The 20,660-nt window shown below is 45.4% G+C and carries 15 protein-coding genes and 2 tRNA genes; 10 read left to right on the top strand and 7 right to left on the bottom strand.

Annotated elements, in window-relative coordinates:
* The first annotated feature begins 1 nt into the window (after nt 1).
* The 4 genes from J5A55_RS09580 to J5A55_RS09565 all read left to right on the top strand — a co-directional run bounded on the left by J5A55_RS09580 (nt 2) and on the right by J5A55_RS09565 (nt 5,214).
* Nucleotides 2–907 (top strand): zinc-binding metallopeptidase, encoded by a 906-nt coding sequence (locus J5A55_RS09580; RefSeq protein ID WP_004381616.1) that lies wholly within the window; start codon nt 2–4, stop codon nt 905–907.
* A 14-nt stretch (nt 908–921) separates the two neighbouring features.
* Nucleotides 922–2,442, top strand: a complete 1,521-nt coding sequence (locus J5A55_RS09575) for a DUF4302 domain-containing protein (RefSeq protein ID WP_004381617.1) — start codon at nt 922–924, stop codon at nt 2,440–2,442.
* 101 nt (nt 2,443–2,543) lie between these two features.
* Nucleotides 2,544–3,668: a BACON domain-containing protein gene (locus J5A55_RS09570; protein ID WP_004381618.1), complete on the top strand. Its 1,125-nt coding sequence runs from the start codon at nt 2,544–2,546 to the stop codon at nt 3,666–3,668.
* A 163-nt stretch (nt 3,669–3,831) separates the two neighbouring features.
* On the top strand, nt 3,832–5,214 hold the full coding sequence (locus J5A55_RS09565; RefSeq protein ID WP_004381619.1) for a hypothetical protein: 1,383 nt from the start codon (nt 3,832–3,834) through the stop codon (nt 5,212–5,214).
* 690 nt (nt 5,215–5,904) lie between these two features.
* Here the strand turns inward: J5A55_RS09565 and J5A55_RS09560 are convergent.
* From J5A55_RS09560 to J5A55_RS09530, 7 genes are all read right to left on the bottom strand, one after another.
* Nucleotides 5,905–5,978: transfer RNA gene (locus J5A55_RS09560), tRNA-Asp, on the bottom strand.
* A gap of 26 nt (nt 5,979–6,004) precedes the next feature.
* Nucleotides 6,005–6,078, bottom strand: a tRNA-Asp gene (locus J5A55_RS09555).
* A 79-nt stretch (nt 6,079–6,157) separates the two neighbouring features.
* Nucleotides 6,158–6,685 (bottom strand): GNAT family N-acetyltransferase, encoded by a 528-nt coding sequence (locus J5A55_RS09550; RefSeq protein WP_004381621.1) that lies wholly within the window; start codon nt 6,683–6,685, stop codon nt 6,158–6,160.
* A 4-nt stretch (nt 6,686–6,689) separates the two neighbouring features.
* Nucleotides 6,690–7,889, bottom strand: a complete 1,200-nt coding sequence (locus tag J5A55_RS09545) for a glycosyltransferase family 2 protein (RefSeq protein WP_004381622.1) — start codon at nt 7,887–7,889, stop codon at nt 6,690–6,692.
* Nucleotides 7,890–8,342: a hypothetical protein gene (locus J5A55_RS09540; RefSeq protein WP_004381623.1), complete on the bottom strand. Its 453-nt coding sequence runs from the start codon at nt 8,340–8,342 to the stop codon at nt 7,890–7,892.
* A 32-nt stretch (nt 8,343–8,374) separates the two neighbouring features.
* A complete protein-coding gene (gene recR / locus J5A55_RS09535; protein WP_004381624.1) occupies nt 8,375–8,983 on the bottom strand; it encodes a recombination mediator RecR in 609 nt (202 codons plus the stop codon).
* A 28-nt stretch (nt 8,984–9,011) separates the two neighbouring features.
* Nucleotides 9,012–9,506 carry an outer membrane beta-barrel protein gene (locus tag J5A55_RS09530; RefSeq protein ID WP_004381625.1) on the bottom strand — a complete coding sequence of 165 codons (495 nt, stop codon included), beginning with the start codon at nt 9,504–9,506 and terminating at the stop codon, nt 9,012–9,014.
* A 513-nt stretch (nt 9,507–10,019) separates the two neighbouring features.
* Here J5A55_RS09530 and J5A55_RS09525 point away from each other — a divergent pair.
* The 6 genes from J5A55_RS09525 to J5A55_RS09500 all read left to right on the top strand — a co-directional run bounded on the left by J5A55_RS09525 (nt 10,020) and on the right by J5A55_RS09500 (nt 20,659).
* Nucleotides 10,020–11,708 carry a glycoside hydrolase family 10-like protein gene (locus tag J5A55_RS09525; RefSeq protein ID WP_004381628.1) on the top strand — a complete coding sequence of 563 codons (1,689 nt, stop codon included), beginning with the start codon at nt 10,020–10,022 and terminating at the stop codon, nt 11,706–11,708.
* Between the two features lie 1,209 nt (nt 11,709–12,917).
* Nucleotides 12,918–16,232 (top strand): SusC/RagA family TonB-linked outer membrane protein, encoded by a 3,315-nt coding sequence (locus J5A55_RS09520; protein WP_199879815.1) that lies wholly within the window; start codon nt 12,918–12,920, stop codon nt 16,230–16,232.
* Between the two features lie 11 nt (nt 16,233–16,243).
* Nucleotides 16,244–17,815, top strand: a complete 1,572-nt coding sequence (locus J5A55_RS09515) for a RagB/SusD family nutrient uptake outer membrane protein (protein ID WP_039851008.1) — start codon at nt 16,244–16,246, stop codon at nt 17,813–17,815.
* 14 nt (nt 17,816–17,829) lie between these two features.
* A complete protein-coding gene (locus tag J5A55_RS09510) occupies nt 17,830–18,717 on the top strand; it encodes a zinc-binding metallopeptidase (protein ID WP_004381634.1) in 888 nt (295 codons plus the stop codon).
* Nucleotides 18,718–18,851: 134 nt separating this feature from the next.
* Nucleotides 18,852–19,067 (top strand): hypothetical protein, encoded by a 216-nt coding sequence (locus J5A55_RS09505; protein ID WP_004381636.1) that lies wholly within the window; start codon nt 18,852–18,854, stop codon nt 19,065–19,067.
* 314 nt (nt 19,068–19,381) lie between these two features.
* On the top strand, nt 19,382–20,659 hold the full coding sequence (locus J5A55_RS09500) for a DUF4302 domain-containing protein (RefSeq protein WP_004381638.1): 1,278 nt from the start codon (nt 19,382–19,384) through the stop codon (nt 20,657–20,659).
* Nucleotide 20,660 lies beyond the last annotated feature (1 nt).

Genomic DNA, 20,660 nt, shown 5'->3' with positions numbered 1-20,660 from the left:
TATGAATAAATACTTTATATATAGCTTATTGCTGGCAATGGCAGGCATGACTTTCACTGCTTGTAGTGAGGATAAACTGGACAGCACCAGTGTTATTCAGCCTGATGAAACTGGCAATAGCGAGTTTGACAAGTGGTTGGATGCCAATTTCGTAGCACCTTATAATATTGAGTTCCTCTATCGTTACAAGGATAACGAGACTGATATGAACTATTTCAACATACCTGCAAAGGTGGAAGATGCGGTCAAATTGGCACATATCGTGAAGTATTCTTGCTTGGAGGCTTACGATCAAGTGGCAGGCGTGAACTTCACTCGTGCTTACTTTCCAAAGATGTTCTATGCTGTTGGAGACTTCGAGTATAAGAGCAATGGAACGATGATCTTAGGTACTGCCGAGGGTGGAAAGAAAATCTTTCTGGCTGGTACTAACCATTTAGATGAGTTCTTGACGAGTCGAGAAGAGCTCAACACGTATTACTTGAAGACGATTCATCATGAGTTCACGCACATCATGAATCAGACAAAGGACTATCCTGCAAACTTCAAACTCATCACGGGTGATGGATACGTGTCCGATGCTTGGAGTCAAGCTCCGTATGGAGGAAAGCCTTATTACCTAAAGCATGGCTTCATCTCAGCCTATGCGCAGCATTCACATGTGGAGGACTTCGCAGAGATGTTATCTATCTATATCACTAATCCAAAGACCCAATGGGATGCGTGGATGACGGAGGCTGGAACCGATGGGGCTAAGCTCATCCAACAGAAACTGGACATTGTTCGGTCGTACATGAAGACCCAATGGAAGATAGACCTTGATAAGTTGCGTGATACAGTGCTCCAACGTGAGGATGATATAGTGGCTGGCAGAGTGAATCTGACCGACCTTACCGTTAATCATTAATAGTTTTGAAGATTATGAAGATCAATAAGTTATTAGCATATTTATTGCTCCTTCTTCCGGCACTGATGCTTCAGTCGTGCCTGAAAGACCAAGAGGATGTGTTCCCTGATTCGTCATCTGCACGCATGCAGAAATATCTTGATAAAGCGAGAGAGGTGCTGGCAAGCTCCGAGAAAGGCTGGGTGATGGACGTATACCCCGATAAAACGCAGAAGTATGGAGGCTTTGCTTTCACGATGAAGTTCGATACAGAAAAGGTTACTGTAGGTAGTGAGTTGGCTAAAAATCCCTCTGATGTAATCACATCTTTATATAAGACCACATCAGATAACGGTCCTGTACTCACGTTCGACTCATATAATGAGTTGATGCACTTCCTTGCTACACCTTCTTCTGATCATACTACGGCTTTCGGTGGAGACTTTGAATTTGTCATTGATAGTATTGCCAGCGACTTAGTAGTGGTACACGGGAAGCGTAACCAGAATGTGATGTACTTCCGTAAGTTGACCGATAAGAGCATGACGGAGTATCTCACGGGCGTTAAAAAGATTAAATCTACCTTCAAGATGACCGAAGGAAAGGGCAAAGTCGGTGATAAAAAGGTCGTGATAAAGTTCTCTGGTCACAGATTAAACTTGTCCGTTGGTGGTGAAGTAGTAGCCAGTAAGGTGGCTTACACACTTACTGATAAGGGCATCCGGTTCTATAAGCCATTGGATATTAATGGTGTGAAAGTAACCGAAATGACCTTTGATGCAGAGGCAAACACGCTTACTGCAAAGGAAGATGCCAATATCGTGCTACACGGATTCATCTCTAAACTGTTCAAGAACGACGATGCCTTCGAGAAAGAACTCTATGTTGGCGATGACATCCAGTCGGTTTCTACCTCTGAAGGTTCCGAATGGCTGACGGTTACGCAGACCTCTACTGGTATAAAGGTAACGGCTCCTGCCAATACTTCTGGGCACATCCAAAAGGCTGTCATCAAGGTGAAAACCGCTGATGGAGTGTCTACTATCACTGTCACACAGGCTGACTTTGATAAAGACGTGGCGGGTAATTACACCCTATACTTCAATGACTTCTATAATGCCGCACAAACTACTCCAGCGACAATAAGCCGTGAGACAGATGGAAAGATACTCATGAAGTGGACGACCAATGGTGTACCTGTTACCATAGAGTTGACTTGGGATGCTGAGAAACTTGCCCTAAACATGGAAAGCGGACAGCTTATAGGAAAGGCTTTGATGTCTAGTGGCGATACATGGTACTTCTACAACATCTTCTTCTATGCAGGTAATGAATGGTCAGGTTACAATGGTAAGTTCACTTGTAGCTTCCCATTGAGTTATGCCAAGAATGCTTCTAACACTTACGAAACCTCCAGTTCTCTCACAGGAACATCTTCATCAGGTGGTTCAGTAGAAGCTATTTGGATGGCAGCATTCAAAGGTGAGGGTAGGAGTAAAGCTAATTACCTTGGCAACTATGAAGAGTTTAAGAAGTTGAAGATAGTTAAGAACTAAGTAATAGTACACATTTAATATTCTCGGAGTAGCCTTGCTGTGGGTGTAAAATATTACACTTCGCAGTGAGGTTACCCCGACTTTATAATAACAAACAGACGATGAAGAATTTATATTCTATGCTTATGCTGCTTATCACCACGTTTGTTATGGTCGGTTGCAGCGATGATACAGAGAATCCCTATGTAATGGAATCTCAAGTGAAGGTGCTGAAAGCAAATGTTCTCTTCGGTGCTAAAGGTGGTGAGGGGAGCGTAGAAGTATCAGCTCCAGGGGCTATTACAGCTACACTGAATAGTTCATGGGCGGTTGCAACGGTTGAAGGAAAGACCGTGAAAGTGGTTGCACAGCCTAATGAAAATGCTAATGGGCGTTCTACCAGACTTACTATTAAGAGTGGTAAGGATTCTACGCAGCTCACAGTTCAGCAGACTGGGTTAGTCTTCTCATTGCAGACTGATCCTTCCATTGTGGTTGGTGACCAAGCAGGAGAGAAGCAATACAGTCTTGAACATTCGAATACTCTTGATATATCTACGACTGCTGATTGGCTTACTGCAAGTTATGATGATGACAAATTCACGGTGAAATATACGCAAAACACCACAGGGCGCGTTCGAACAGCTAGGATTAATTACAGTAGCGGCAATGTTAGTAATTCCATCGTAGTGACCCAAGGTACGTTAGCAGACATCATTGACAAGTCATATCTATTGGTAGGTACTTTCGAAGCTAATGGTCAGCAACGTGGTATAGAGTTCCCTGCAAGCTTTGTGCAAGAGTCTGGTAAGCTCTTCCTGCATGTTAGTAGTACTAGTGCAGGCTTCGATTGGAAGATTCCTGTGACGTTTGATGAGGCAAACCTAAAGCTCTCTTTAAAGTCTGCGAACAATGTCGGTACCTTTACAGGAGATATTAAAGGCGATGGAACAAGTATGACTGCGAATGTGTTCCTATTGATGTATAGCACAAAGGGAGGTGGAAAGTCAATCGTAAGTGATGATAGCGGAATCTTCTCTGGTAGCTTCTTTGCTGCAAAAACAGGTGAGATGAATTGTAATCTTGATGGTAATGAAGCAAATGGCTACCGCCTTGATTCGTTCCTCTTTGCCGCTGCTACGGGTGCAACTTTCAGTGCCGATACATTTGTCGGAAGCCTTTTGTCGATGAAAGATCCATTCTTACGTGAGGTCATGCCAGCATCTACGAGCGCAAAAGCTAAATAGGATTAGCCTATTAAGGAGTTAAGAACTATACCTGAATACAAGTTCTTGAGAAGTGTGGTTAGCACTAACTTCTCTTCGTAAAAAATCCTTTCTTGTTATGAGGTATAGGTCTTAACCCCTTGTATCTCATCCTACATTATTAATACTAATACGTCAACTTATTATGAAAAAGAGTCTAACATGTGTAGTTTTTGCTACATTGCTTACCTTCTTACTCGCTGCATGTAGTGATAAGGAAGATACTGTTCAGCCGTTAAAATTGCAACTGAATCCAAGTGAACTCACACTTACAGTTGGTGAAAAAGCAACGGTTACAATTACAGGTGTCCCCCAAGATGCAGATGTCTTGTGGATGACTGATGCTGAAAATATTGCTTCCCCTGTCAATCGAATGCATGATAAGACAGATGTCCAAGCTGTTGGTGTGGGTAAGGCAAATGTTATAGCTGTCGTAAAAACTAATGGTCAGCGTCTCGAACTGAAGTGCCCTGTTACTGTTAAGCAGAGTCCTAATAAGCAACCCATTACTTTTGAGGATTCTAACTTAAAACGTCAACTCCTTGCCTTACAGCCTTCTATTGATAAAGATGGTGATGGAGAAATAACGCCGGAAGAGGCAAAGGCGGTGACAGATATTGATTTCCACTTTGATAATAAGAGTGATGCTACACCAGAGAAACTTATCAAGAGTCTTGTAGGATTGGAACAGTTCTCTAATTTAAAAACACTGAATCTGAAGAATCAAGGCATTACCAGCACTACTGCCATTGAGAAGTTAGCTAACTTAGAAGTACTGAATTTATGTGGAGATAATATCACAAAGCTGGATGTCTCATCGATGAATAATCTTAAAGACCTGCGTCTTTATGATACACAATTAACGGCTCTTGATCTTTCCAAGAATGTAAATTTGGAGCAACTCTACATTCAGCGAACAGGCATAAGCAGCCTTGATATTAGTCAACTAAAGAAGTTGAAGCTTCTTTTGGCTAATGGGGCAGCCCTTACGGAACTCACGGCAATAGACTTGCCAGCCCTTGAGCAGATTCAAGTCACTAAGAATAACATTAGGAAGATGACCATCCGTAACCTTCCAGCACTACAACAGTTGCATGCAAATAGCAATGTTTTGAAAGAGATTACACTTGAGAATCTACCATTGTTGCAGCGTCTTAACCTCTATGATAATGCTCTTGAGTCTCTCTCTTTGAACCTTCCTAAGCTGATGTTCCTCTTTGTTTATGACAATCAACTTAAGCAGCTTGATACATCGCACTTGCCAATGCTCTTCCAGATAAGCGTGTCTAACAATCCAATTAATAAACTCGACTTCTCTTCTAATCCTATGATTCGTAACATAGAAGCCGAGAATATGCCTGCAATGACAGAGCTAAATCTAAAGAACAATGGCGACTTTGACGAGGATTATGAGTATCTCATTATAGATGGGAACACCTCTTTAAAGACGATATATGTGGATGCTGGGAGTGAAGCAGCAGCCGTAAAACGACTTGTCGGATCGAAGCCAATCAATGTAATTGAATAACAGACTGGTGTAGTGGAGTTGGTAGGATAGGGACGATCAGAGGTGAGTTCTGATTCCTATCAATGATGAGGCTGCACACAAAGTAGTATTTTGATAGTTAAGATAGTAATTTTTTATGGTATTAAGTGAGCCTTGCGGACAGTGATGTTAGCAAGGCTTTTTGTTTTTGTCAATAGTATAATGCAGTATTATCTACCTGCATTTGTATAAGATTGAAAGGTGTGGAATAGGTGACGATACGATTGGTTTGCATACGAAAGAACGATCAGTCGGATGTAACGAGGCGGTAAAAGCCCCCTCCATTCCCATCCGAAAAGAGGGGAAAGAAGCCTCACCCTCAACCCCTCTCCGAATGTTAAAACCTATCCCAGCCTCCCCCAAGGGGAGAGAAGAAGCCTCACCCCCGCCCCCTCTCCGAATGGAGAGGGGAGTAGATAGTATTGTTTCCCACAGAACAAATAACTTGTTTACTCGTTAACCCATCCACTCGTCAACTCGAACTAATCATAATTTTGAATTATGAACTTCGAATTTTGAATTAAAGAAAAGCCCCTCTTAACTGGCTTTCGTGAGGTGCTTTCTGCCCTTGTTCCTATGTTACTCTGTCTCAAACACAGCTTTACTCTGTGCGAAGAATGTGTTTTTCTGTCTACAACAAAAAAGCCTTAGCGATGAAGCTAAGGCTTTCAGCGGTGCGTACGAGACTCGAACTCGTGACCTCCTGCGTGACAGGCAGGCATTCTAACCAACTGAACTAACGCACCATGCAATACGTGAAATGAAGCTTCAGCGGTGCGTACGAGACTCGAACTCGTGACCTCCTGCGTGACAGGCAGGCATTCTAACCAACTGAACTAACGCACCATCGCATTGCTAAAGAGTGCCCCATTTCCGTTTTGCGAGTGCAAAGATAGCAATAAAAAACTAATCCTACAAATTTTACTTACGCTTTTTCGATAAAAAGTTGCATTACTGCTGCATCTTGATAAGAGCCTTTGCAACAGAGCCATTGTTGAAGTATTACACCCGAGCTAAAGCCTAATGCCATCAGACAATGGCGTGAGATGCGGTTGTCAACACCCACAACTGCGTATATCTGTTTGAGATGTAAGGTGTTACGAACGTACTCCACTAATGCACGAATAGCCGATTTCGCATAGCCCCGACGCCTGTGTTGCTCCATGATGATGATTCCTAACTCTGCACGTTGGTGCTTGGCATCGAAGTTAACGAGGTCGATTACACCCACCACAATGCCCTCTTCGTTCTCAATCATCATGCGTATCTGCCCATCGATATAGATGTCGTTCTTCGCATCCGCTATGTAGTTATGCAGCGCGTAACGGCTGTAAGGAACATTCGTAGAGCCAATGTTCCACAATCGGCGGTCGTTCTCAATGCGATAAAGGGCGTCCAGATCCTCTGGTTCCATGGCTCGCAAGGTGACAACGGGTGCTGAGTTTGTTACCATCTTATCAACCAATTATTTCTTTAGAAGTGATGATTTTGTCTATAGAATGATGATAGAATCCCATGTGAATGGGCGCCATTGGGTGTGATTCAAAAGCTTCTAAGATATCATGGAAAGCAAAGAGTGAACAGTCATACACGATGTAGAGCGTTTCTTTCTGCCCATCCCAATCGGCTAATAAAGCGTTATGAATATTCGAGAGGCGGGCTTTCTCTGCCACATGCGACTCTGCTGTCAGTCCGTTGTCGGCTGCTATTTGTTGGCAACGAGCCGTCATCTCCTCTCCACCAACAAATATATAATGTGGCGAACGGTACTTTTTTCGACTTCGGAAGCCCAACATCTTACCAATAGCATGGTGTGTCATCCCCACAAGCGAAAGCAGTGCTCGGGCATAAATAGCCATTTTGATGGGTATAGTCAGCAATCGACTCGCCCCATCGTAATGCTTCTGAAAGAAGATCAACATGGCATTGTAGAACACATGTACGTATCGGAAGCTCGACTTCTGAGTGCTTTCTCCCTTGTAATGGAGTATCTGTACGGGCAAATACCAGTTCTCGTAGCCTGCTTGTAAGAGTCGGTAACTAAGGTCAACATCCTCTCCATACATGAAGAAGTCCTCATCCAGCAATCCAATCTGGCGCAACGCCGAGTGCCGAAGGAAGCAGTAAGCCCCACTAATCACCTCTATCTGTCCCGGAACATCCCACGACAAATTACCCATATAATAGTGTGCAAAGCTCTTGTGAGTGGGGAAGTGCTTGCAAAGACCAACCATTTTATAGAAGGCGACACGTGGAGTTGGCAGTCCACGACGGCTTTCCAAAGCTCTATCTCCTGTGTCCGTCAGCATCATCACGCCCAATCCTCCCGCCTTCTCATGCCCTTCCATGAAGGCAAGTGACGAATGGATTGCCTCTTCCCCCACGATCGTGTCGGGGTTAAGCAATAGTACATACTCCCCCTTGCATTGCTTGATAGCAATGTTATTCGCCTTTGCGAAACCTTGATTATGCCCACTTGTAATGAAGTGAACGGCTGGGAATCGAGGCTTGAGATAGTCTATTGACCCATCAGAAGAGTGATTATCCACAACGAGCACTTCGCCTTCAATGCCCTCCAAAGCCCTTTGTACGCTCAGAAGACATTGTTCGAGATAGTACTTAACATTGTAGTTTACGATGATAACACTAATCTTCATCTATTCATCCGTTGGGTTATCCAAATGACATTCATGCTCACATCGCTTCTTACTGGGATAGATGAAGACGAGACTAAGGGCTAAGATAACAGCGAGATAGAAGTAACTAACAACCTCACCAGTAGCATAATACAAGAAAACGTTGGCTACCATTGGCACACAGAGGAGCATCATGCGCACCGTTCCCCACATCAGTAAAGCCCTGTTCACATGGCTTTCATCCGTGCTTAAAGCGTCCCTTATCGATCCAATCTTGAATAAGAATAGAGCTAAGGGGATGGCTGCTAAGGTGGTTAACTGCATAATGAATTGCAGCATAACAAGTACGTGGTTCTCCGCACCTACCCACATCCCGGGTAAGAGCCATTGGCATTCATAGACAATGATAATGATGAATGCCAACGCACATGATGCTATTAACTCCGTCAAAAGAGTTTTTCTTGTTTCAGTCATTGCTAATTAGTAAGGCTCAACAAAGCCTGCTGTTAAGAATCAAAGGGCGTTCGGTTGAGAATACTTCGCCCCAGAGTGACCTCATCGGTGTACTCCAGTTCATCGCCAACAGATATTCCGCGGGCTATAATCGACAGCTTCACATCCTTGTCCTTGAGCTTCCGTGAGATATAGAAGTTGGTTGTGTCGCCCTCCATCGTGCTTGCCAAGGCAAGGATCACCTCCTTTACTTCGCCCGTATCTACACGTTCCACCAATGAATCAATCGACAGATCGTGAGGTCCGATACCATCCATTGGGGAGATAATACCGCCTAAAACGTGGTAAAGACCATGGAACTGCTGTGTGTTCTCAATAGCCATTACGTCCTGAATGTTCTCTACTACGCACACAACAGAGCTATCCCTGCGTGGGTCGGAACAGATCGAACAGATGTCAGTATCCGATATATTGTGGCAGACCTTACAGTATTTTATGTCGTGGCAAACGTGTGTTACGGCATCAGTAAAGCTTTCCACCTCTTCCACGGGTTGGCGAAGTAAGTGCAAAACAAGGCGTAAGGCGGTCTTACGTCCTACTCCCGGTAATTGCGAAAAACCCTCAACAGCACGTTCCAAGAGCTGTGATGAATATTGTTGCATGCGTGTTTTGTGTTGTTATCGTTGTGCCTTAATCATCGAAGAGATAGACACCAATGCCCACTTTGAGCCCTACTGTAGAGTAATCAGAACTCTTGAACGACTGATCGTAATAGACAGCTGGCTCGATGGTTACCGATCGATTGAGGAAGAAGGCATACCCCACTTCCATGCCCGGCATTATGTCGTTATATCGGTGATTGGCGTGTAGAAACTTCACACCAGCACCGAGGTACAGTCCGTTCTGCGTAATGTAATAACGTCCACCAGCACCCACACTGATGTGATCAGCCACAGTCTTCGATCCATTATGTACAGCGTCAACGGAAGCCAAAACCATCACGTTGTCCCAAGGGAAGTATCCCGCCTTAGCTTGAACACCCATATTAAGGCCGTCTTTACTATTATAATGCAAGTCAAGACCAGTCAGTGATGCACCCACATAGCCCTTTCCTTCTTGGAATTGAGCCGATGCGCAGAGGCTAACAATCATTGCCGCAGCAAGCAGCAGACACTTTCTTATCATATTGATACAAGTTAAAATGAATATTAATGATTGATTGATTGCACGTAACCTATACGTTCGCAAATCAAGACAAAGGTAAGGATAATATTTGGATTAAAGAAATCTTTGCTGTATCTTTGTGCTTTATTTGCATAAAGGAGGAGCCTCACCCCCATCCTATCTACAGCCTCACCCCCGTCCCCTCTCCGAATGGAATAACCCCTCCCAGCCTCCCCCAAGGGGAGGAGTGCCTAACGGGAGCTGGTTAAAGGGGGCATCGGTCGGGTATAACGAGGCAGTACCTCGTTAACTGGAATAGCGGGGGTGCAAATGAAGAGGGCGTTTCTTTCATGCAAAGAAAGCCTCTCTTCGATGTGAAGAGACGCCCCCTTTGTTTGCAAACAATACTATTCACTCCCCTCTCCATTCGGAGAGGGGGCGGGGGTGAGGCTGTAAAAGGGCGGGGGAGAGGCTGCTTCTCCCCTCCTTCGGAGGGGCTTGGGGAGGCTTTATAACATTCTTAATTCATTATTTATGAGACTTTTTTACCTTATTATATTAGGCTTATTTACATTGCAATCGCAGGCTCAAACGAATATTGCGGATTATCTCACTCTACCGCAACCAAAGCGAGAGACACGTGCAGTATGGCTCACTACACTATCGAACTTAGACTGGCCTAAGACTTACGCAACGTCGAAAGAGAATATAGAAAAGCAAAAGCAAGAGCTGAGAGACATACTCGATAGCTATCAAAAGGCGCATATCAATACCGTATTACTGCAAGCGCGTGTGCGTGCAGCGACTATTTATCCATCCGAGATAGAGCCTTGGGACCATTGTATCACAGGTGTGGAAGGGCGTGCGCCGGGCTTCGGTTATGACCCATTAGCCTTTGCTATCGATGAATGTCACCGCCGTGGCATGGAGATTCATGCGTGGATTGCCACCATACCAGTGGGTATGAAGAACACACTGGGCTGTCGGACGATTGTAAAAAGGGGCTTCCGTGTGCGCAACTATTCCACTGGTTCGTATTTAGACCCAGCCGACCCAGCTGTGCCGGGCTACCTTGCTCGCATCTGCGGAGAGATTACGAGGAAGTATGACATTGATGGTATCAACCTCGATTACATACGTTATCCCGATGGATGGCCGCTCCCTTCGTATCGAAATGGCGATACCCCCGAGGCGAGAAGGGCGCATATAACAGCGATTGTGCGGGCTATTCACGATGAAGTGAAGGCTATCAAGCCATGGGTGAAGATGTCATGTTCGCCCATCGGGAAGTACTCTGACTTGAGTAGATACAGCTCAAAGAACTTCAATGCACGTGATCGTGTGGCACAAGAAGCGCAAGAGTGGCTACGAGAAGGTCTAATGGATCAACTCTATCCTATGCAATACTTCCGTGGCGAGAACTACTTTCCTTTCATCGCAGACTGGGTGGAGAACCGATACAGCAGGGACGTTGTTACGGGCTTGGGAACGTACTTCCTCGACCCACGACAGGGCAACTGGCGATTGTCGGATATGACTCGACAGATGTACGTCAGTCGTTCCTTGGGTATGGGACACGCTCATTTCCGTTCTTACTTCCTCACTTCTAACCAACAAGGAATCTATGATTTTGAATGTAGATTCAACTCTTCTCTTGCCTTGCCACCCGTCACGAAGGGGGGACGAGCAGTATCGGCTCCAACGACAGAGGCGATGTCGCCACTCGTAGAATATGGTTCCGAACGAGGGATGACAATGCGTTGGAAGGGCAATGCACCTTATTATAATATATATGCCAGTAGGTCTTATCCTGTCGACATACGCAATGCACGTAATCTTTTATACGCCCGTTTCAGAGGTAACCAGTTGCACTTCTCCAATGTCAACGAGGGTCTTTACTTTGCCGTGACAGCGATGGACAGATACGGAAACGAGAGTCCCGCTCTTCAGGAACTGTCGTCTCAACCCTCTCAACACAAAGCCCCCTTGCTCGCAACCGATGGTCAATCGGTCACCTTACCACCGATGGTGAAGCAGGCAGACATCGTGCAGTATGAACTGCGGAGCATGCAGGGTGTCACTCTCCTCCGCCTCCCGAATCCCACAAACAGGCATTCTTCCCTCAACATTTCCTCCCTCTCTCCCGGTATGTATCAGCTCTTTGGCATTACAAAGAAGCGTAGGGAGTATTGCATAGGAAGCTTGGCAAAGAAGGACAAGTAGTCCTTCTTTAATTCAAAATTCATAATTCACAATTCAAAATTATGATTAGGTAGAGTGGACGAGTGGAGAGTTGACAAGTTAACAAGTTGTTTGTTCTGTTGGAAACAATGGAGAACCTGTAGGGACAGACGCCCTCGTCTGTCCGCTCCAATATTCTACCTTACATTACAAGCAGCTTCCCCTATGCGGACAGACGAGGGCGTCTGTCCCTACTTTGTGACTACACATCCAACAGGACAAGGCTCCTTTTGGATATTATTTTACAATCTGTAAGAAAGGAGGGGAGGGACTTTAGGATAAGTCATAACCTATGGACAACAAAAAAGCGATGGCCTTCTCAGGTGATCGCTTACAGTCTAATAGGTATTAGTCATTCCTAAAAGGTAAAAGATTGTGTTCAGGATAACACTGCAAAGATATGTATTTAAATTGTAACTAACAAACTTATCGAGTACTTTTTTATGACATCTTACATGTGCGCGAACACATGTTTTAAATAGAGAAGGTGCACAAGTCTCATCCAGCTACAGCCTTATTCCCTACTATATACAGCCTCACTCCCATCTCCTCTCCGAATGGAGAGGGTCGTGAATACTACCACTTGTATTCAAGCTAATACTCTACAGAAACATTGGTAACAAGATCTTAAAATTAAAGGAACGCCCTCTTTAAACAGAAGTATCCTCACAATGTAGGGACAGACGCCCTCGTCTGTCCGCCAGAACACAACCAGCGAAAGCCTCCCCAAGCCCCTCAAAAGGAGAAGATGTTGCCTGACGGGATGACACATAGGGGTAAATGGGCGGACAGACGAGGGCGTCTGTCCCTACATTGTGGTGCTCTATTCCACAGAACAAATAACTTGTTTACTTGTCAACCAGTCAACTCGTCAACTCGAACTAATCACAATTTTGAATTACACGTGGGCGTCTGCTCTTTTCGTCCCTTTCATTTCTTTTTTCCTTTCTGACATCAAAAAAGATACGAAAAAAGACTTTCATATAAAAAAATTAACCTATCTTTGGGGCGTTAGATATAATACTTCTGGGTTATAAATCATTGTTATTTGACACCAAAAAGCTATGATAATGCTTGCAAACAAAGGGTTTGATGAGTAATTGTTAATCTATATGGTCTCATGGAAATAACATGTTTAAATACCTTTAATAACACTTAGAAACAAAAGAAGACTTAATTTATTAAATACTTATGAATAGAAAGCTACTCCTGTGTTTGGGCATGCTCTTTCTTTGTATCAGCATGACTTTGGCACAAACCAAGATTACGGGTACGGTGGTGGCAGCCGATGATAACGAGCCAGTTATTGGTGCAACTGTCACTGTCGTGGGTGCTAAGATGGCTACAGTCACCGATGTTGACGGTAAGTTCTCATTGACTACTGACGTCGCAAACCCACAAGTGACAGTGGCGTACATCGGTATGGTGTCGCAGACGCTAAAGGCTTCCACGGACATGCATGTAGTACTGAAATCGAATGCAACAACCCTCAATGAGGTGGTTGTGACAGGTCTTACTCGCACCGACCGCCGCCTCTTCACGGGTGCTACCGATAAGTTGGATGCCGACAAAGCGCGCCTCAATGGTGTGGCAGACATCAGTCGTTCGCTTGAGGGACAGGCTGCTGGTGTATCTGTACAGAATGTTAGCGGCACCTTTGGTACATCACCTAAAATACGCATCCGTGGCGCAACGTCCATCTATGGAAGTAGTAAACCGCTGTGGGTTGTGGATGGTGTTATCATGGAAGATGCGGCTAATGTGGGTGCTGACGACCTTGCCTCTGGTAACCCCGAGACGCTTATCTCTTCGGCAATCGCTGGTTTGAATGCCGACGATATAGAGAGTTTTCAAATCCTTAAGGACGGTTCCGCCACCTCTATCTATGGTGCGCGTGCGATGGCAGGTGTCATCGTTGTAACCACAAAGAAGGGTAAGCAGGGACAGTCGCACATTAGTTATACGGGCGAGTTCACCACTCGCTTGGTGCCATCCTACAGCAATTTCGACATCTTAGATTCGAAGGAGCAGATGGGTATCTATCGTGAATTGGCGGATAAGGGATGGCTGAATCTCTCGGAAGTGCTCAATGGTAGCGAGTATGGTGTATATGGTAAAATGTATGAACTCATCAATCATTACGATCGTACAACGGGGCAGTTTGCATTGGAGAATACGCCCGAAGCACGCAATCGTTACCTACAACGTGCAGAGTTCCGGAACACCAACTGGTTCAAAGAACTATTCTCTTCGAACATCATGCAGACCCACTCTGTTAGCTTCAGTGGCGGTACGCAGCGTTCAAACTACTATGCTTCGTTTAGCGCACTACTTGACCCAGGATGGTACAAGCAGAGTAGTGTGAATCGTTATACACTCAACATCAATCTCACGCAGCACCTTACTGATAAACTCTCATTGAACCTTATCGGTGGAGCAGCTTATCGCAAGCAGCGTGCGCCAGGTACTCTTGGACAGGATGTAGACGTTGTGGGCGGTGAAGTGAAGCGTGATTTCGACATCAATCCATATTCTTATGCGAGCAACACATCACGTGTTTTGGATCCAAATGAGTATTACGTGGCAAACTATGCACCGTTTAATATCTTCCACGAGTTGGACAATAACTACATAGACTTGCATACTCTTGATGCGAGATTCCAGTTAGAATTGAAGTATAAACCTATCCATGACCTTGAGTTGTCAGTGTTAGGTGCATTCAAATACATGGCATCTACGCAGGAACATAACATTAAGGACGATTCCAACCAGGCGTTGGCTTATCGTGCAATGGGCAATGGTATCATCCGAGATGGCAATAAGTACTTGTACAAAGACCCATCGAATCCAAACAAACTACCGCAGACAGTATTGCCATACGGCGGTCTCTACCATAAGGGGGACAACCGAATGAGTGACTACGACTTGCGTGCTACGGCTAATTATAACCACACTTTCGCTGATAAACACATAGTGAACTTGTTCGGAGGAATGGAGCTTAAGAGCATTGAAAGACAGCGTAATGTGTCCGAAGGAATGGGTTTGCGCTACAATGCGGGTATGGTTCCTTTCTACGTATATGAGTACTTTAAGCGTGCAATAGAGGCTGGCAACACCTATTACACCATAGTCCCAACCAATTCACGTAGCGTTGCTTTCTATAGCAATGCCACGTATAGTTACATGGGAAAATACGTCTTCAACGGTACTTTGCGATACGAAGGTTCTAACCAAATGGGACGTGATACGAAGGCAAGATGGATGCCTACATGGAACGTGTCGGGCGCTTGGAACGTGCATGAAGAGAGTTGGTTCAATAAGTTATCACCATTGAATAAACTCACGCTGCGTGCTTCTTACAGTCTTACGGGTACTCCCCCAGATGCCTCCTACAGCAATTCAACCGCCATCATAACGGCTTCTAATCCCTTTAGACTATTCTCCGAAGACCAAGAACCACAGCTTGAAATAAGCGAATTAGCCAATGCGAACCTCACATACGAGAAGAAGAACGAGTTGAACTTGGGCTTTGATGCATCGCTGTGGAATAATCGACTCGGTATCACACTGGACTATTATACACGTAAGAACTTCGATGAGATCGGTCCAATGGTTACTGCCGGGCTGGGCGGACAGATAATTCGTGCAGCCAACGTAGCCTCTATGAATTCAAGTGGTGTTGAGTTAAGTCTATCGTTAGTAGGCGTTAGGAACAAGTATTTCACATGGTCGACGAACTTCATCTATTCGTATGCTAAGACCAAGATCACTAAGCTCTTCAACCAAGGGAATGTAATGAGCTTAGTCAGTGGAAACGGCTTCGCCAAGCGCGGCTATCCTGCTCGTGCATTGTTCTCGATACCTTTTGTGGGCATAAACGACGAGGGTATGCCTATGGTGCGCAATGAGAAAGGAGAGGTAACAACCGATGATATCAACTTCCAAGAGCGTACCCAGACTGACTTCCTCAAGTATGAAGGACCGACAGACCCGCCTCACACGGGTTCACTTGGCAACCTCTTCACGTATAAAGGCTTCACACTTAACGTCTTCGTTACCTATGCTTTCGGTAACGTTGTACGCCTTGATCCTAAGTTCCGAGGGCGTTATAACGACTTAGTCTCTATGACTAACGACTTCAAGAACCGCTGGATGAAACCTGGCGATGAGGCTGTTACAAATGTTCCGGGTATATTGTCAAAGAGCCAGTATATGGCAAATACGAATGTGCGCATGGGTTACAACGCTTATAACTATAGTGATGTACGCATTGCAAAGGGCGACTTTATTCGCATGAAGGAGATTTCCCTCGGTTATAACCTACCTGCACAATGGTTCAAGAATAGCGTTATTCAGAACCTTTCTCTCAAACTCCAAGCCACTAATCTCTTCTTGCTTTATGCTGACAAGAGACTCAATGGGCAGGATCCAGAGTTCTATAACGTGGGTGGTGTGGCGTCACCAATGCCAAAGCAATTCACCCTTACTGTAAAAGTTGGACTTTAAAACTTATGAAGATGAACGTCAATAAATATATAATGTGCCTATCGCTTGCGTTCGCTGCACTTGCCTTTACATCGTGCAACGACTTCTTGGACAAGTATCCCGATAGTCGTATGGACTTGAAGACACCCTCTGAATCAAGCCAACTACTCGTCAGTGCTTATCCACAAGGACACCCTGCTTACCTCTTGGAGATGTACTCTGACAATACAGATGAGCAGTTGCACAGCACTTGGAGTGCCTTCGATCGCTTTCAAGAGCAGGCTTATCAATGGAAAGACATTGATGAGGTAAGCAATCCCGAGACGCCCCATCAGTTGTGGGAAGCGCATTACGCTGCTATCTCAACATGCAATGAAACGCTTGATCACATCGATAAGGTGAAGGACAAAGAGGCGTATGATGCGCAGAAAGGAGAGGCTTTGTTATGTCGTGCCTTCGCTATGTTCCAGTTGTCAACAGTATTCTGTCAGGCTTATGACAAGACCACTGCGCAGAACAATCTGGGCTTGCCTTATCCTAAGCAACCCGAACGTGTCGTGGGCAGACTCATGGAGCGTGGCACCTTGGCAGAGCTTTACAAGAATATAGAAAACGACTTGGTGGAAGGCATGAAACTTGTTGGAACGAAGTATGCTAAGCCTAAATTCCACTTCACTAAGCAGGCTGCTTATGCCTTCGCAACCCGTTTCTATCTCTATGCACAGCAATACGACAAGGCGGTGGAGTATGCTAATAAGGTGTTAGGAGACCACCCTGAGGACATACTACGCAACTGGGCAGAGTGGAACAGACTGGGTCCCAGTGGCAACGTGCAGCCTTATGACTTCATAAAAGCAAGTAAGAACGCCAACATCATGCTGCTTCCTGCACCTTCACAGTGGGGTGTTATCAGTATTCCAATACTTGCTGGTAGCAAGTACGCACACGGAGAGTTGATCAGTAAGAACGAGACTTTACAGGCTGCCGGACCGTGGGGTAACAGCGGAACAGACCTTAACTACACCGTTACCTATAATAATGGTGTATCGAAATACGCCTTGCGTAAGATTCCATACATGGCTAAGGTCATCGATACACAGGCTGAAATAGGTATTCCCTATGGTGAGTTTGCAGTCTTCACAACCGATATCACCCTCCTTGAACGCGCCGAGGCTTATGCCCTCTTAGGTCAGTATGACAAGGCAGTAGCCGATATCAACAGCGAACTGGCAGCCTTTTCGAAGCGTCATGTGGTCTTGACTCTGAACCAGATAAAGGACTTCTACAACACGTTGGCATATTACACTCCATCGCAGCCAACGCCTAAGAAGGAGCTACACCCACTGTTCACTATTGAGCAGACAACGCAAGAGCCCCTCTTACAATGTATATTGCAACTGCGTCGATTGGTGACCATTCACGAAGGTTTCCGCCTACAAGATGTGAAGCGATATGGCATTACGATATACAGACGAAAGGTCGACGTGCAATCGAATGTCACGGCTATCACCGATACGATGAAGGCTGGCGACCCACGTTTAGCCATCCAGTTACCGCAAGACGTGATAACTGCTGGCATTACTCCTAACCCACGTAATAAATAAAAGGAGACCTATTTATGAAAAGAAATATTCTATTGGCTGCTATCGTAATAGCCTGCGGAACCATGGTTCTCACGGCTTGCAACGATGAAAAAGTGGGCGGTGATTCCATCTTCCCAACCACTGCCTTGAAGCGAAACAAGTTCGATCAATGGCTGTATAACAACTATACTATGCCTTATAACATCGAGTTCCAATACCGCTTGAAGACGGAAGAAACCGATAAAGCCTACAACTTCGTGCCTGCCGATTCAGCAAAGACTGCCAAGTTAGCTATCATCACTAAGTACATGTGGTTCGATGCTTACGCCGAGACAGTGGGCTTGGATTTCGTCAAAGAGAACGTTCCGCGCATTATTGTTGCAGTAGGTATTCCGGGCTACACACGCTATCGCACGGAGGTAGTAGGTAGTGCAGAAGGTGGTTACAAGGTGACATTAAGTAAGGTGAACGCCCTTACTGACGACCTATTAAAGGACTACGGCAGTATGACGGGGTTCTATTTCCACACCATGCACCACGAGTTTATGCATATTCTGAACCAAAAGAAACCTTACGACGAGTCGTTTGATGACATCTCACGTGCTGATTATGTCAGTGGCAACTGGACGTCAGTACCAGAGAAGCAAGCCTACTCACAGGGTTTTGTCTCACCTTATTCAATGGAGAATCCAGCAGAGGATATTGCAGAGCTGTACTCTATCTACGTTACAAGTACGCCTCAGGAATGGAATAAAATCTTGCAGATTGCAGGTCCAAAGGGTACGAGTATCATCAATCGGAAGCTGAAGATGGTGCGTGAATACATGCGTAATTCATGGGATGCAGACATTGATTTGCTCCGTAACGCTATCCTTCGTCGTGGTTCGAAGATAGCAACGCTCAACTTGGAAAGCCTGGAATAAGAGCGATAAAAGAGGATTCTTGGGAAAGTAAAAAGAGTAAGAAGTAAAAGCGTAAAGCCTTAGCAATCTTGCTATTGTCTCTCACTTCCTTAACTCCCTTCATCTCTTTAAATCCAAAGAAAGCCTCCCCTTGAATGGAAGAGAGCCTCCCTTCGCATCAAGGGAACGCCCTCTTCGCATCAAAGAGACGCCCTCTTCAAATTGAGGAAACGCCTTCTTCGAATCAACGACGTGCCGCCCTTCACATCAACAATGTGCCACCCTCACATCAACAACGTGCCACCCTTCACATCAACGACACGCCACCAGTAGGGACAGACGCCCTCGTCTGTCCGCACAAGGGAGCATGATCGACTATGACACAAGGGATTTCTGGCGGACAGACGAGGGCGTCTGTCCCTACACCGAGGCATCATTAGGATAAGAAAGAACCACCCCAACTGGCTTCCGTGAGGCACTCCTCCCCTTAGGGGAGGCTGGGTGGGGTTTCCATCCGAGGGCGTCTGTCCCTACACAGAGGCATCATTAGGATAAAAAAGAACCACCCTAACTGGCTTCCGTTAGGCACTCCTCCCCTTTGGGGAGGCTGGGTGGGGTTTCCATCCGAGGCACTCCTCCCCAACTTTAAACGCATTTGAAACAACGAAATAAACGAAAGAAGAAAATGAAAAAACTATGTTTTCTATTCTTAACCATCGTGCTGGGACTGTCTATGCAGTCGTGTTTACATGATGATAAGACACTCTTTGACCAGCCAGCAGCCGAGCGTATCGACAAGAGTGTATCGGATTACACCCAGCTACTGGAGTCCTCCGAGGGTGGTTGGATGTTACATTATTATGCTGGAAAAAACTATAGTTATGGTGGTTACACGCTCTTGTTGAAGTTCAAGAATGGGCATGTAACGGCTATGGGTGACGTGCAAGATCCAGAGGAACAGGCTACTTCTGGATACGAGGTAGTCAAGGATCAAGGTCCGATGTTGTCCTTCAATGAGTATAACAAGGTGATCCATCCACTTGCAGAACCATGGTTGGGCAACCCTGATGGAGTGCAAGGTGACTATGAGTTTAGTATTCTTCGTGCTACAAACGACAGCATCTACTTGCGCGGAAGGAAGTGGAAAAACGAGATGGTACTCACTCGCTTGCCTAAAGACGTTAGCTGGGAAGAGATGATGATGGGCATTATCACCGTCAAAGATGGGATGAATGTCAACACCTACGATTGCTTCCTTGGCACCGACTCAATCGGTCAGTGCAACCTCGACGGATCGACTCGTCGCTTCACAATGACTATAGGTGATAAGACATTGGATATGCCTTATTGCACCACACCAACAGGTATTTCGCTACGCGAACCATTGCTCTTCAATGGTAAGAAATACCAAAACTTCACATGGAACGAAGCGTCGCGTTCGCTCACAGAGGGCGATTTGCGCATCGTTCAATTCCTACCGAAAAACCATAAGGACATCGACTTCTGGATTGGTACTTGGCGTCTGAAGACCAGCTTGAGGAAGAAGATTACGCTCACACTAAGCATGGGTTCGGTGGCAAACACACTAAAGGGAAAGTTGCAGATAGGTAATGTTGAATATGAGATACTCATGACTTATAACCCTGCAACAGGCAAACTCGAATTGCCTGGGCAACCTGTTACTGACCCCACATATACCTATCCTGCAGGTATAGTTCTTATACCGGGATCGAAGCAGGAAGGCAAGCTCTTCGGTGAAGGAAAGGGTAGTTTACTCTTCACATGGGACGAGGATATGCAGCGCGCAATGGCTGAAGACAGTGGACAAATCACTGGTCATACTGTCGATTCGTTCTTTGGTGTGGCTTATGGAGAGGACTTGTCGCCTATTATGAAGCCTGATGGCAGTTACACCTATGCGTTTACTCTGCCGGGAATAGAGTACATGACGAAAATAAATTGAT

It is taken from the genome of Prevotella veroralis, assembly GCF_018127765.1.
Lineage (GTDB): Bacteria > Bacteroidota > Bacteroidia > Bacteroidales > Bacteroidaceae > Prevotella > Prevotella veroralis.
The sequence above is the reverse complement of the archived record's forward strand: the minus strand, read 5'-3'. Positions and strand labels throughout refer to the sequence as shown.